This window comes from Paenibacillus amylolyticus, from assembly GCF_036894225.1.
Classification (GTDB): Bacteria; Bacillota; Bacilli; order Paenibacillales; family Paenibacillaceae; genus Paenibacillus; species Paenibacillus amylolyticus.
The window spans coordinates 3,602,940-3,618,193 of record NZ_CP145892.1 but is presented as its reverse complement, the minus strand read 5'-3'; the positions used below and the strand labels follow the sequence as shown (position 1 = coordinate 3,618,193).

Annotated in this window: 11 protein-coding genes; 3 read left to right on the top strand and 8 right to left on the bottom strand. The window is 44.4% G+C overall.

The features are described 5' to 3' along the window. Positions 1 to 2: 2 nt before the first annotated feature. Complete coding sequence (locus V6668_RS16080) at positions 3 to 6,386, bottom strand: GDSL-type esterase/lipase family protein (protein ID WP_338706097.1); 6,384 nt, start codon at positions 6,384 to 6,386, stop codon at positions 3 to 5. Between the two features lie 208 nt (positions 6,387 to 6,594). On the opposite strand from V6668_RS16080, the gene V6668_RS16075 reads away from it, so the two are divergent. Beyond that, entirely contained in the window at positions 6,595 to 7,467 is an 873-nt protein-coding gene (locus V6668_RS16075; RefSeq protein ID WP_036671442.1) for a helix-turn-helix transcriptional regulator, read from the top strand. A 127-nt stretch (positions 7,468 to 7,594) separates the two neighbouring features. Here V6668_RS16075 and V6668_RS16070 read toward each other — a convergent pair whose 3' ends face one another. Further along, positions 7,595 to 8,332: an SDR family NAD(P)-dependent oxidoreductase gene (locus V6668_RS16070; RefSeq protein WP_076317783.1), complete on the bottom strand. Its 738-nt coding sequence runs from the start codon at positions 8,330 to 8,332 to the stop codon at positions 7,595 to 7,597. A 176-nt stretch (positions 8,333 to 8,508) separates the two neighbouring features. On the opposite strand from V6668_RS16070, the gene V6668_RS16065 reads away from it, so the two are divergent. Further along, complete coding sequence (locus V6668_RS16065; RefSeq protein WP_338706095.1) at positions 8,509 to 9,123, top strand: TetR/AcrR family transcriptional regulator; 615 nt, start codon at positions 8,509 to 8,511, stop codon at positions 9,121 to 9,123. 286 nt (positions 9,124 to 9,409) lie between these two features. On the opposite strand, the gene V6668_RS16060 is transcribed toward V6668_RS16065, so the two are convergent. The 3 genes from V6668_RS16060 to V6668_RS16050 form a co-directional block, all read right to left on the bottom strand. Beyond that, the gene (locus tag V6668_RS16060; protein ID WP_084650243.1) at positions 9,410 to 9,877 is read right to left on the bottom strand and encodes an Imm26 family immunity protein; all 468 of its coding nucleotides are present in this window, start codon (positions 9,875 to 9,877) and stop codon (positions 9,410 to 9,412) included. Positions 9,878 to 9,943: 66 nt separating this feature from the next. Next, on the bottom strand, positions 9,944 to 10,675 hold the full coding sequence (locus tag V6668_RS16055; RefSeq protein WP_338706094.1) for a hypothetical protein: 732 nt from the start codon (positions 10,673 to 10,675) through the stop codon (positions 9,944 to 9,946). 41 nt (positions 10,676 to 10,716) lie between these two features. After that, positions 10,717 to 11,019 (bottom strand): immunity 53 family protein, encoded by a 303-nt coding sequence (locus tag V6668_RS16050; RefSeq protein WP_235193831.1) that lies wholly within the window; start codon positions 11,017 to 11,019, stop codon positions 10,717 to 10,719. A gap of 173 nt (positions 11,020 to 11,192) precedes the next feature. Here V6668_RS16050 and V6668_RS16045 point away from each other — a divergent pair, with 173 nt between their 5' ends. Then, positions 11,193 to 11,552, top strand: a complete 360-nt coding sequence (locus tag V6668_RS16045) for a DUF3221 domain-containing protein (RefSeq protein WP_036671424.1) — start codon at positions 11,193 to 11,195, stop codon at positions 11,550 to 11,552. 220 nt (positions 11,553 to 11,772) lie between these two features. Here the strand turns inward: V6668_RS16045 and V6668_RS16040 are convergent, their stop codons facing one another. From V6668_RS16040 to V6668_RS16030, 3 genes are all read right to left on the bottom strand, one after another. Further along, on the bottom strand, positions 11,773 to 13,047 hold the full coding sequence (locus V6668_RS16040; RefSeq protein WP_235193830.1) for a choline esterase: 1,275 nt from the start codon (positions 13,045 to 13,047) through the stop codon (positions 11,773 to 11,775). A 112-nt stretch (positions 13,048 to 13,159) separates the two neighbouring features. Then, on the bottom strand, positions 13,160 to 13,807 hold the full coding sequence (locus V6668_RS16035; protein ID WP_036615473.1) for a response regulator: 648 nt from the start codon (positions 13,805 to 13,807) through the stop codon (positions 13,160 to 13,162). After that, on the bottom strand, positions 13,804 to 15,027 hold the full coding sequence (locus V6668_RS16030; protein ID WP_036671421.1) for a sensor histidine kinase: 1,224 nt from the start codon (positions 15,025 to 15,027) through the stop codon (positions 13,804 to 13,806). Before V6668_RS16030 ends, V6668_RS16035 begins: the two co-directional genes overlap by 4 nt. Positions 15,028 to 15,254: the final 227 nt, after the last annotated feature.

The window sequence follows — 15,254 nt, the reverse complement described above, 5'->3', positions numbered from 1 at the left end:
GTCTACTCTCGTACCGTCACATTTAATTTGTGTGATCTGGTTTCCCCTGAAGAATTACGAAGTACAGCTTCATACTCGTAGATTCCAGGTACCCTTCCAGAGATTGAGGTAACCGCAGACTGTGCAACAGGAGAATGAGATTGCAGCGATTGTGTGTCAATCAATACTCCATTTTCGTAAAGTTCGTATTCGGTTGCGTTTGTTCCCCACCACAGATTCATGGTGACATTATAGTTGCCGTCACCATCCCAGTTGTCGTTCGACAGAACAGCTTGCCCCGGGGAAGCATCCGTGACGATGACTGTCAGTGGAACACTCATGGTTGAACCCAGTGCATTGATCAATTCTCCAGTATAGATATAGGTGCCATTTTTCTTTCCAGTAATATCAACTTGAACAGATTGGGCGGACGGGGATTGATCGACCAGAGAAATTTCTTTAATCAATTCACCATTCTCATACAGCTTGAACTGATTGCCGTTATTCCCCCACCACAGATTCATAGTGATTGTATAGTCTCCGTCTTTGAGCCCCGTGACGTAACCATTATTATCAGATAACACCGGAGTACCTGGGGCACCGTTTGCAAGTGGCGTTGTCTGATGGAGCCATTCCTCCCACTTAATCAGCACACTTGTCTGCTCATCCGTAAATACGGTTCCTCTAACTGCTTGAACGTCATTAGCGTAGGCTGCAAGCAATTGACGCGCTTTTGCTCCTTCACGATCGTTTGCTGCCTGTTTGGCCTGCTGTAACGTGTTTGTGAGCTGATCAGCAAGAATGCTGGCATTAGGATCGATCGATTCATCAGCAAAGGTGTTGGTCAGATTAATCAGGCTGTCGAATGTAGTAATAACTGCAAAACTATATTCTACCGTCTGTTCCCACCCAGCCAAATCGGAGACGGTTGCCGTAACCTGGTTCAGTCCGGGTTCCAATGTATACGCAGGAGTGTCGAGAAGCACACCCTCTGGTTCTTCTACACCGGATACCGAATCGGAGGCTGTATAGCCAATTTCCACCTGCTGATCAATGGTGTACTCGGTTTGACCATGAATTTCAATGGTTGGAGGTACGAGATCAATGGATATGGACAAAGACTGTTCACTCTCTTTGTTACCGTCGACATCGACACTCCAGTAGGTGATGGTATGTGTACCTTCTTCAGTTAGAGTCAACTGTGTACCACTTACCGTTTCGCCACCATTAATTTGATAATAGGTCCCTTCAATATCGGAATCTTCATCGCTTGCTGTGAAGGTTACTTGTGCCGGAGAAGTATACCAGCCGTTCTGCAATTCTCCTTCCACAGTTGCCGTAGTATGCGGGGCCTCCTGCTCCGGAGATTCTCCTTCCAACGTAACAAAATCAGATAAAGGTATATTCAATTCCTTCACAAGGCGTGCTACGAGTTCAGACACCTTGATTGCACCGTTCATTTGCAAATGTGTATTGTCTTCCGTTGTGCCTACCCACATGAATATCGATTTGGTTCCTTCTGTGCCAAGCTCCTGGAAATGCTCCCAACTGGCTTGGTTCAGATCGATGATAAGCGTTTCCGTTTCCTGCGCCGTTTCTTTCATCGCCTGTACGTATTCCGGGAAGCTTTTATTTAGCACCTCTCCGGTAAAATCACGACGATTCACTGGCGTGACCAGAACTGGAATTGCCCCTCTCTGCAGAGCACCGTTAATGTATTCTTTTAGATATACCTTAAATTGCTCAGGCGTAAGATAACGCTCTGGACGTGAAGGTGTGGAATCATTATGAGACCACTGCATGAACAGATAATCGCCTTCTTGAATGTCGAGTAAAATATCGTTGAGATATCCACCGACCAGGAAGGTTTTGCTGCTCAAACCTCCAACTGCCCGGTTATCAATACTGACTTCATTTGGATCAAAAAATCCACCTAACGTTTCTCCCCAGCCCGCTTGCGGACGGTAGTTCTCCGCGTAATTGGCCACAGTGGAATCGCTGGCCAAATAAATAACAGGTTTATCGCTTGCACTGTGATCTGGCAAACGCTCCAGCTTCAGCGCATTGATCTTCGGTGCATTTCCGGTGAGATTGAAGTTAAAGACCCCATCGATCAGGGCAATGTCATACGTGATTTCTTTGAATTCGCCCTTGGCAATGCTTGTAAGCGGCAGCTTTGTCATCTGTTCTACAACGACATTTGCGCTGGTCAATTCCTCCGCATCCCCGATGGTCATCGTTACCCGGTAATTCGCCGGCTCCATTTCCACCAGGAAAGAGGTACCGTTTACTCGTGTGAAATCTTCCTTGAGCAAATCTCCGGTTTTCCGGTTCTCATCTTTGGTGAGTGCAGTATCGGCAAAACCGTACCCGTTGCCTTCAATGTACGCTCTTTTGGCATCTACCTTGATGTATCCGTCGGCTGCGCTGCCGGCACCAAAGTCAAATTTGTATTCACTTGTCTCTTCGCTCGGTTCACTTGTCAATGAATCCTTCGCAACAGTTAGCATGTTAAACGTATGGTCAACTTGAGCTTGCGTGGCTTCCGTATTGAATATAGCTTCCGCAGCTGCCAAAGCCCGGTTCACCACGGCCTTCGATGCATCTGTATAATCCGACAGATTCAGTGCTTTGATCTCATCGTACAGAGCGATTAAGGCCGTCTGATCGCCACTCTCCGAAGAGAGCTGAGTGCCTTCAATCCGCACGTTGTCGATCTGGGTAGTCCAGTTCAACGTGCCTCCACCGCCTTTTCTCGTTCCCAGGAACCGCATGGATCTGACGTTGTCCGCATATGCACCGGAACTCAGCGAGATATCTGCAATCGTTTGGGTAACTGTCGGATCGGCTAGGTTCGTTAATGTCAGATCCAATGTCTTCTCGGCAAAATTAACGGTTGCATCCACATTGACCCACTGGTTCTTGGAAATATCTGTAGCCGTTCCCCCTTCGGGTATGGCTGTATCCCCTGTGCCGTAGTCTGGGTTATATGCACCGACAAAATAATGAATTTTGGTGCTTCCGGTTTTGGTATACAGCGTGAACAGGGCATTTTCGTTAGAATCCTGTATTGTGAGGTGACCTTCTGATGGATAGGCACTCACATTACCGGATTGCCAGTCAAAATTCACGTTCACTTGATCGCCGTTTACGGCATCGAACAGACGGAATACCTTGGCCCGATTACCCGATCCGGAACCCGCGACGGACAGTACCTTATTTCCAGACTGTTCAACAACGGTTCCTGTCATGGTTCCTGCAATACCCGTGGCATTGACCATCGCATATTGGTAGTTGGCAGCGTCGCCTTCAAAGTCCTCCTCATATAGCTGGGCTTCCGGCTCTGGTTCTGGCTCAGAAATATCCGGGTCGATGACCAGTGATGAAATGCTCAGCTCCATGTCTTTGACTGCACCAGCAACGAGTCCGGCTATTTTCTGCGCACCATAGCTGCTGAAATGCGTATTATCGTTGATCCCATTCGGGTATTTTGGATATTCACCCGGATTAGCATACAGGAACACTTTTTCCGTAGCTGTATTTCCAATTTTGTCGTAGTAAGCAATACTCAACTTGCTGAGATCAATCAGCGGCACGTCCTGCTCTTCAGCCACTTCTTTGGCAGCCTGCACATAGGCAGGGAAACTGACGTTGAATTCCTGAGTCACTGTATTGAAATCTCTGCGTCCAACCGGAGTCAGCAATACCGGTGTGGCGCCGCGCTGTTTGGCACCGTTTACATAACGAGCCAAGTAAATCTTATAGTCCTCCGGTGATGCGTAACGGTCCGGTATCCCTGCACTCGCGTCGTTATGACCAAAGGAAATGAAGAAGAAGTCCCTCGGCTTAATTCGCTGCAGGATCGTATCGAGACGACCGTCTACCATAAAGGATTTACTGCTTCGGCCACCGATCGCATCGTTCACGACGACTGCCCCATTGGAGAAATAACGTCCGAACTGCTGCCCCCATCCTTCTTGAGGAGCCTGCGCTTCACTGTAAGATTGCATGGTTGAATCACCAGCCATATAGATCGTCGTTGCCGCACCAGCCGCTTTCTCTGGATATTTCTCGATGATGACGTCTTGGATGTCTATGGCTGTACCCGTGAAGAGAAGATCGAGCTGTCCATCCACCAATGCAACATCATAGGAATACTGCAGTGGTGCTCCTGCTTTCACATTGGTTAAGGCGAGCTTCTGGACGAATTCGGATTTGACTCCAACGTTCGAGTCTTTTTTATCATTGCCCAATCGCAGCGTCACCTTATAGTTGGCATTTGGCAGGTCAACAGCAAATGTCGTACCTGTAGCGACCGAGACCTGGTTTGCCCCTACCGTAACATCACTTGTATCCTTGAAGCCGTATCCCGGATCTTGTGCGTAGAGCGTATCCTGTATGTTCGTACTTCCTGACGCAGTCTCTGTACCGAAATTAAAGCGGTAGACCGGCTCCAGCATTTCAGCTTCGCGGGTCAGAGTCAGATCGGCTTTAGGGAATGCTGTAGCTTCCGCTCCAAGATAAAAGCCGGTATGAGGCGGCTGGTTGTAGGCTACATTTTGCCAGGCTACGCCAAGTCGATACACAGGGTCCTGCATCAGCGTAGGGATGCGATAGTCTGAAGGAATGGTCGTTGTGTAGAGACGATACTCCGAACTATCTTCGCTCCGCAGCAGAAGCTCCTCACGCCAGTCGCCCAGAATGTCCGCCTGAAGTGCCGGATTGCCTTTGGTATGGTTGTTCGTTAACGTACCGGTCGCCCGGAAGATTTCATTCAGCTTTTTGTTTTGGTAATCCCACTTATAGATGAGTGGAATACCTTTGGCTGTGCTATTATCCCACTCATGGTCCAACAGCTCCCGCTGAAGATCTCCATCCCACCAGATGGCGAAATTGGCGGTTTTGGGCCCTTCCTCCACAGTGTAGATAGCCTCTCCGGCTGCTGAATAGGTATTGGTTACAGGTACACTTTGCCCGTTGGTAACGGTCGTGGCCCATGATTCGTAACCTGGATAGTTCGGATCAATGTCCGCCGACATCCCGCGACCGGTGTCAAAACCTGTTTTCTCACCCCAGAGGATTTCACCTGTTGCTGCATCGCGCATCTCCAGTCCGTATGCCGCATCCGAATGCTCATGCACGCTTACGACCTGATAGCCCTCCCGGTTCGGATCGAGCTGGCCGGCGTGCATGGCGTCACCGTGGCCGAGTCCAGTGCTGTACAGCAAGCTGCCGTCATCATCAATGGCCAAGGCGCCAAACATAATTTCGTCCTTGCCGTCCTTGTCGACATCCAGCACACTTAGATTATGGTTTCCCTGTGATTGATATTGTGATCCTGCTTCGTTTGTGTCGAACGTCCAGCGTTTGACGAGTTCCCCGCCAACATAATCATAAGCAACAAGCACTGTGCGGGTATAATAACCCCGGCTCATCACGACACTTGGCTTCGTACCGTCCAGATAAGCGATGGCGCCAAGGAAACGGTCTACACGGTTGCCATAGCCGTCACCCCAATCACTGACGTTGCCTCTTGGAGGATCATAGTTCACGGTAGATACAGCCGCGCCAGTCTCACCGTTAAACAGCGTGAGATATTCTGGACCTGAGAGTATGTATCCGCCGTCGTTGCGATAATCCTTCGTGCCGTCACCAATGACCGTGCCTTGGCCGTCCTTTGTGCCGTCCGCCGTCTTGACAACAACCTCGGCCTTTCCGTTGCCATCGAGGTCATACACCATTAACTGCGTATAATGCGCTCCGGCGCGGATGTTGACACCCAGGTCAATCCTCCACAGCTTTGTGCCATCCAGTTTGATAGCATCGATATACACATTGCCGGTATAACCGGCCTGCGAATTGTCCTTGGAATTGCTCGGACTCCACAGGAAAACAATTTCATATTCGCCATCCCCATCCAAGTCAGCTACGGAAGCGTCACCTGCATAATAGGAGTAGGTTCCACCATCCTTAGTCCGGCCATCGGCCGGTTTATCGAGCGGAATAGGCAGATAATCGTTATGCCAGACCGATACAACCTCCGGCTGCATTTGCTCTTTGCCTGCAATAACGGTGGAGATCTGATATTGCGAGCTGTCGAAACCAGTGGTGTCCACATAGTTCGTCACATCGCTTATGGGCGATGCGTTCACTTTGATTCCATTTTTATATATATTAAAAGCGATATCATCTGGGTCGTTGTTCAAATACCTCCAGCTTAGAAAAACGCCGTTGTCTACAAGAACCGCAACCAACCCCCGGTTAAGATACTCTGCTTGGCGACCCGGCAGGCTGCTTGATGACTCTGCACGTATTGGCGCCGGAGGGACAGCCAGTGAAATAACCATAAGGAGTGCTAAAAAAGATACAAACATCGATTTCTGGATGGAAACAGTTCTTCGGATCATTCGATTAACTCCCCCTTATCTAAAAATTCATTTTTAGAATCATCAGTTCGATCCTGCCCAGCTTGTTGTCATATGAACACAATTTACAGCCACCTCCTTTTTATGTTACCGCTTTCATTTATCTTACAGGTCTAAAAAAAGACAGACAATCTAAAAAATGTGACGTATTATATAAGATAATTGACTTTTTTAGGAAGGAGATGAAACGATGGTTCATACGGTTTCTTATGCTTTTCGTAATGACGATACATCAATCATGACACTGGACTCTATTGGATGGCAGATCGTTTCTAGCGAGGAATATCGTTGTCCAAGTGATGATAGACCGGACCCGGGGCACGTCGTTTTTCAATACACGCTTAATGGCCAGGGTTATCTGGATATTGACAATCAAACGCTCCCTTTACCGAAGGGACATGCCCTACTTGTCAAAATTGCAGGAGAACATTGCTATTACTATAAACAAGAGAACAACGAACCATGGGAATTTATATGGATCAACATTCGCGGGGATGAAGCTAACCGAATTTGGGATATGATGCATGATAATGAGGGACATGTCATTCGACGAAACGCGGACTCTCCCTTGATTCAAGAGTTATGGCAAATTATCCATTTGATTCATCAAGAGAAGGTTACGGACAAGTATCGCTTGTCCATGCAAATCTATCGGTGGTTGCTTATCCTGGTACAGACGAGTCGGGATGCGGAGAAGGATATCGGTGCCCTATCCATAACAACGATTGAGAAATGTAAAAAGTTCATCCGAGAGAATTATGCATCTCCATTGACGTTGGATCTTCTAGCCAGCCATTGCGATATCAATAAACACTACTTGTGCAGGTTATTTCAGAAATCCGAGAAAACATCACCGCTAGCCTATCTCAAAGACAGACGCATTGAGGTTGCAATCCGACTACTCCGCACAACGGAACTTCCGATTTCTCAGATTGGTCAACAATGCGGGTTTGAGAGTCCCAGCTATTTCGGCAAAGTTTTTCGGCAATATATGTCCATGTCTCCCAAAGAATATCGCTTGAATAAGTTAGAGTTTCCTTATGAGGCCATCTATTATGAATAACCGAACCGCCGTTTGCTAGTCGTCTTTGGATTGGGAACTGCTCTTATACCAATACAATAAAAAAAGCCGCTAGAATAGCGACTTTTAATGGAAATATGTTCTTTGTGTGCTTCGATATTTGCTGCACTTATTGAGCGGTGTATCCTCCGTCTATGATCAGGCTATTTCCTGTCATATATGAAGAATCGTCGCTAGCTAGGAACAGAACGGCTTTGGCCATCTCTTCTGCTTGACCCAGACGTTTCATTGGTGTTGCCGCTGAAAGTGCTTGTTTGCTCTCTTCCGGGATAATCGGTGTATCGATAAAGCCTGGGCAAAGGGAGTTCACCCGAATATTCTGCTCAGCATACTCCAGCGCGAGCGAACGAGTCAGGTTCACAACGCCGCCTTTAGCTGCATTGTAGGCTGCAGAGCCAGGTGAACCAACCCATCCGTACATGGAAGCCGTGTTGACGATTGTACCTCCACCAATTTTGAGCATTTCGCGAATCGCTTCACGTGCAACCAAGAATACGCCGTCCAGATCAACATTGACTGTATTGCGCCATTCGGTATAATCAAGCTCATGCGTAGGATGAACACGTCCGATTCCCGCATTGTTGAATACGATATCGACTTGACCAAATGCTTCTACGGTTTGTTTGAAAATCTCAGAAACCTCTTCTTCACTTGTTATGTTTGCTTTAATAAAGAGAGCCTCTGCTTTAAGCGCTTTCAGTTCCTGCTCAAACGCCTTGCCTTTTTCTTCATTTAGATCCACCAAGACCACTTTAGCTCCTTCGGAAACGAATAAGCGAGCTGTCGCTGCGCCAATCCCGGATGCTCCTCCTGTGATGACTGCAACTTTATCTTGAAGTTTGCCCATGAATAAATCCCCCAGTATAATATTTTGAATAACGCCTATATAAATAGTGCTATATGATGTTTACAAAACTAATTCTATGCTTAAAATTGTAACAATCCAATCATTAAGATGTGACCAAGTGTCTACCTCGTAGACACTTTATAAAACTATGTCTATATTTATAGGAGTTTTTTTGAATGAATAATGAACTTATTGTGACATCTCAACATCGTAATCGAACCAAGGAGCACCTAAAAACTGCTCTGATTCAGCTCATTAAGAAAAAAGGATTCCATGGTGTTTCTGTCAAAGACATCGTTGATCAGGCGGGTTATAATCGCAGCACGTTTTATTTACACTACCAGGATAAATATATTCTCGCCGAAGAGTTGTTAATTATGACACTCGAAGGATTGAGGGGCGCAGTAGGCAAACCTTATTGGCACGGTCAAAAGGTTTCAACAAACAAGCTGGATGCCGAATCTTTTCAAATCGTGGATTATATCTACGAACACCGTGACTTCTTCGAGTTGATTCAATACGATGATACGTTACCCGGTTTACATACAGGCTTTCCACAAACCATACTCAAAATCTATCAGGAGCAATTTGTCTTTGAGACGATCAACAACTCCCCAGTGAACATGGACTATTTCAAGTACTATACCGCCTACGGTTTTTTTGGACTACTAAACAATTGGATATTAAGCGGATATCGTGAATCACGCGAGGCATTTATCAAAAACGTGATTGAACTCACCAAAACGCATATTCACTCTTTTCATTATGTCGGTAACACGTTTGAATCATGATCTCGAGTAAGTTGATTTGTGAACATCACGATGAACGATATGTCTGCCTTAGATAACAGGCTAGTTGCAGATGGAGCAGATGCTCCTGATTACTCAGGGACATGCCCAGACACCAACAGGACGCAAAATCACAAGGGATTTACAGCACAAATAAAAAAAACAGGCATGCATTTACACGAGAGGAATAAAATCCTCAAGGTACATGCATGCCTAAGTGAAAATTAATTAGATACAAGCCCAAGCGGTAAACGGACTATGTCCTTTTCTCTAGACCATTGAACATAGACTACTCTATATAAATTAAATCATTATAATACGGGTCCCATTCTCCAGTTACAAATCTAGCAATGACTGCTTTTTCTAAACTAACAGGTGACCAAGACTCCAGTTCGGAGGCAACTTCAATCTGTGAAGCACTGGGATTTTCAGTCACAATATCACCCTTATGATCTACCAATGTATATCCATCTTCAGTTTCCTCTTTGTACATGGGAAATGTCATCCTAGGTATTGGAGCATTACCAATCACTTTCCAGATACCATCTTCAATCCTGGAGTTTACAGTCTGTAATAAGAAAATGATTGGATTAGAAGTGATCTCACTTACTGTTGGGTGTTCCATTGATATCAAATCAAATACAATCATACAATCTGATATTCTTCCTTCAGAAACAACTTGTCCATAACAATTCAAATCCTGATTTAGTTTTATTGAGAAGACATCTCCTATCTTCACCGAAACTCTTTTTTTCATTATTTTATCCTTTACTATTTCTTTTTTATTCGACCTAGTCTTCTAAGTGGAAGTTTTAACAGCGTATTAATTATTCAGGGTTGCAGAATACTTTTCAGTACCAGTTTTATTAATTAAAGCAACTTCAAAATCAGATACCCATGTAAGTTCACCTAGATGTTCAGCATAGGCAAATTCATCTGGTTGTTCTGATATGACCTTCTCTAAATGTACTTGCGTACCATCACGTTGTAAAATAGATAGGAATATATCCATGCTATCTACATTATGATGACAAATGACTCTAGCATTGTACTCTTTATTAGGGCTCTTCACGTCTTTTTTCCAAGTCCATTCATTTACATAATCTAACTCCTCTATTTGCAAAGCTATCTCCCTAAATGGATCAATATCCCAATTATTACGTAGAGCAAGTTTCTCTATGCCTTCCATTAGCAGGCGAAGCGTAGCCTTTTTTTTCTCCAACTCATTTTTTCCACTAAAGTCATTCAAACTAAATTGGATCGGTACCGAACACACACCAGAATCGTTAACAATACGTTCATCCGTAATGTTTTCTACACAATCTATTAGGACTTTCCAACAATCTTTCGTTTTGTATTTCCCCAACAGACGTTCATACATCGCTGTAATACAGCGAGTTTCCAAACTAAAAGAGCGTCTTTTCCATTTCCAATTCAACGCATAATCTAATTTTGTTGCTTCGTTGTACTCACATTTTTGTTTTTTTATTATAGATTCAATATTTTCATCATCTACAATATACGGTAAATCCAAATTGAGTTCTTTTAGATACATCTGGTTCTCTCCTTAGATTACTCCCGATGGTTAGTGCATTATTAACTTCTATCCAAACTTGAAGCCCAATTTTTGAAGCAATTAAGCATTTCTTCTAAATTTTTTGCTCCCCCTGCACTGTGAAACACTCCATCTCTCACGATACAGTAGAACCAATCTTCTTCATTTCTCTCTTCTTCAATCGAATCAAATGGCACATCTTCTAAATAGGTATCCGTCAAATCGATTTCGACAGACCAACCAGGATTATCCACCGTATCAATTCGCACACCGTATGAATGCTCCCAATCACCGTCACAGTTTTCATAATACCAGCTTTGAATCCATTTTAGGATATCCATCATCGTGACCTCTTTTTTTGTTTTTTCTACTCTAGGGACTTATTATTTAAAGGAATTCTCATGCCATGTTGCATACTTTTTTCGTATGAATTACCTTATAGTAATAATTTGCTTTTTTTACGTAGGGTATACTTAAAAACAAGGGGAAAACTTTATTTCAAATCAAGGAGGTCATTATGAAAAAAATAATATTGTTTATCTTCATTAGTATGATTATACTTTCGGGCTGTTCTAACAAGGATGAGAAAGAGAATTATCCAGTTTTCAAGGGCACTGTAGTATTTAAAACAGATGAAAATGACAAGTACAAATTCCTTGTTCTTCAAAATGTAAGTAAGGAAGACCTGGAGAATGGAAATCTTGAGGATTTTATAGAATTAGCACAAGACCAGGAAGCTTCGTATTATTTGGTCAATAGAGAAACATATGAAACAATTGAGGTAGGGCAAAGAGTAAGAATTACTACTGGCTTTGACCAACTAGAACCCTCGCCACCCATTAGAACGGTTGTGAGTATTGAACAAATCAATGATTAAAACTTATTAAATATGAACTATTTTAAGTTATGTATCATTCTCTCATTCGAAATATATTTCCCCAAATGATAAAAAGACCTTAACGTTTTAAAGCAAAAGTAAGGTCTCTTTATCATTTTAATTTCAAGATCAGAGTTGAATCACGTGCAGTTAAATCCGACCACCCGGTTCTCTCCTTTTATTACGCGATAAACCCTCCCGAAATTCAGGCAAATCAATACTAAGGCTTTTGAGGTTTTTTAATCATCTCTACGCCGTCAAAGGTAAGGCTATCAATATCCGCATCCTTTTTCAACATATATTTATCAAAGAACGCCTTTGTATAAGAAGTGATAATGTTGCGCTGTTCCATCGCGTCCCGGGTTCCTCTGGATGCTTTATCCGTAGTTGTAAACAAGGAATCGGAGAAGTCACCATGGACTACATTATCAATAATGGCAAAGTAGGTGTCCTTGCTGTTGGATTCAAGAAGAAATGCATTCGTATTATAGGCAAGTACAGTGCTGAGCTGCATGAAGGGTTTCTTAAAATGACTATCCAAGGCACCTAACATATTACCGTCAAGGTTTACAGCGCCGACAAATCGGTCATCGTCACGGCTAACAATTGCCGCTGTCGTTCCTCCAAAAGAATGTCCGAACACACCCATACCGAGATCAAGCTGCAATCTGCCTTTAAACATAGATTCCATGTCACCTGTATTCATTTTGTACAAGTTATCTGCAACATATCGAATATCCTCGCTCTGTAAAACGGCATAGTTAGCAAACTTGACTGCTTCAGGCGCGGAAGTTAATTTGCGAGCAATCTCAATAGCTTCTTCTTCCTCAAGCTTCTCTGTCACAATTTCAGGTGGGGTTAGGGTGGCCGCTTCCATTCCGTATTTCGTTACTTCGTCCATAAATTTCTCTGACATACCCATCGTTCGTCCATCTTTAAGTTTGTACACGCCACTTTCGGCATGGCCGATGGATACCACAATATAGCCGGCGCTTGCCAGGTCTTGTGCGAACAAAGTGCCTTGCTGTGGGTAAGCGCCTGCGCCATGAACAAAGAATAAAACCGGATATTGTTTTTCCTTTTCAGACAAGGCCAGATCGTCGTAAGACCATGTCTTGAAATTGGAATCAAAAAGCTGCTCACCACCCGCGGTGCCCCCTAATCTAACCAAAAGCTCATCCCTCAGTGAATGAAACTCCGGAAATGCATACTCTGCCGTTGGTTTGCCCTCATTGCTGTCGGACGGATAGAAAAATAATGCTGTCAGTTCTCTTTCTGATTGGTCTGATGCTGTGTACTTGAAGTCCATCTGTGTACGCCCGACCGTATAACTTCCCATTGGTTTCGGAAACTCATTCTGTGCGGAAGCAACGTTATTTTCAGGTTTCGGAATTTCCTCCTGTGTTGAAGTCCCGCTATTAGTGATGCTGCAAGCGGAGAGCATGGTCAGTGAGAGAACAGTTGCTAGAATCGTTGTCAGTCTTTTTTTCATCATTTCTCCTCCAATTTGTATTCATGCAACTATCATAAACGGATGAGAAAAATAAAAAATCGTACAAAAGGGCAAGACCCAAGTGTACGATCGGGCAAATCTATGAAATGTTTGATTATAAATGCAATATTCCACGCTCTACGGCGACGGCGACGGCCTGCGACCTCGAATCCACACCCAATTTATTGTAAATACTCGTTAAATGAGTCTTTACAGTCCGTTCGGATATGCCCATATCAAAGCCGATCTCTTTACTTCGAGAGCCACGGGCAATTGCTTGAAGCACGATCAGCTCTTTGTCTGTAAGAGATATCCTCGCGGAGGATGACTCTTTCGCCTTTTCTGATGTCTTGTGAGCAAATACTTTCTCGCTGATCTCCGGAAGTAGCAACGTTTCCCCCCGCATCGCTGCATCAATCGAGCGAAATATCATCTCTCTTCCCGTGTCCTTTAGCAAATACCCTTTAGCACCTAAAGCCAGCCCGCGGATCATCATTTCATCCTCGTTATATGTAGTCAAAATAATGATCGGTATATCCATTCCTTTAGCTCTGAGCGCTGTCATGGTATCCAGGCCGCCCATTTCAGGCATGTTTAAATCCAATAGAATTATGTCCGGATTGTAAGTATCTACCCGTCGAATCGCTTCCTTACCGTTAGATGCTTCTGCAATTACCTCGTACCTTTGATTGGTTTCCAGGATCAGCTTAAGTCCCTCCCGAACGACGAAATGGTCGTCCACGATAAGAATCTTGATAGTCATGCGTTGGTTTCCTCCTGCTGTAATGGGATGCGAACAGAAACTTGGGTTCCTTGCTTTCCGCTTTCAATTTCGATCTCCCCGTCCATAATTCGAGTTCGTTCATATAAACCAATTAAACCATAACTACCGGATTGTCTCTCGATGAGGTTGGTATCGAACCCTATTCCGTCATCCGTTATGTTTAGCTCGACTTCCTTTTCCCGTGCAGCAACCACGATTTCTACATTCGTAGCATTAGCATATTTAGCTGTATTGGCCAAGCATTCTCGGATGATATGTAAGCTATGTTCGAAGATCAACTTCGGCACCACCAGATGGGGCATCGATAACCGAGTGACAACACGAATCCCTGTTATATGTGAGAAATGTTCAGCCTCTTCCTTCACTGCTTTAGAAATATCTATGACCTCTGCAGAATACGAACGCAAGTCGTCAATTGCGCTTCTCGCTTCTGAAAGCGTGCGCTTTGCTTGGGCTTTTGACAACTGAACAATCTCGTGGGCACGATGGTTATTATCATTTTCTAAATGCGCATCCACGGCATCAAGCTGCATGATAAGACCTGCCAGCCCTTGTGCAAGGGTATCATGTAAATCACGGGCCATCCTTTGACGTTCATTGGCAATCGTTAGCTCCTCCACTTTCCTGTGCGCTCGTTCCAATTCACGTAAAAACGACTGGGTCCGCAATTTGGCACGAACTTGTTTATAGAACAAAGCAGCATAGCCGATTACGAAAAACATGATGAAGAAGAGCGATGGTACTGTAGATGGCAAATCCTCGGTAGTCCCGAGCCAAACCAGGGAGGCAGAAAACAAGGTACAGTAAAAGGTACATACCAGAAGCACCTTCATCCGTTGAGCGTATACGCCAATACTCTGACCGGCCAAAGCCGTCAATAGACTTACAAAAATGAGAGAATGAGCATTAGGCATGAATAACGCACACCCCCAGACAATACATCCTTGTGTCACAAAATAAATCCAGGGTCTTCGATCGACAACGTATCCTGCATACCAATGCAGCAGAACGTGAACCAGAATGAGAGCTGTAAACATCATAAATTCAAACCATGTGGGCAACATCGGTAGCTGGGAGTACAATGCAGAAAAATAAATCAGAATACCCCAGATCAAAGCAGGCAGACGAGAATCACGCAGAACATTTTGAATATCAGATCGGGAGCTTGTATACGGTTTGTCTTTCGAATAATCACTCATGCTTGATCACCTCTATCAAGTACTATCTCAAAACAATCTCTCTAAACACAAAAAAAACGGTACATTACTGTACCGATCTTTGACTCACTCCATCTATGTTAATGTACGAAGTGTCTCGAAGTCCAGCCCCAGCAGAATCGTCACAATTCCACGCAGCCTTACCGCCCCGCACTATCCCATCATCCATTTCTTCTGTGAGCATGTATTCCTCTATTCTGCTGCTATAC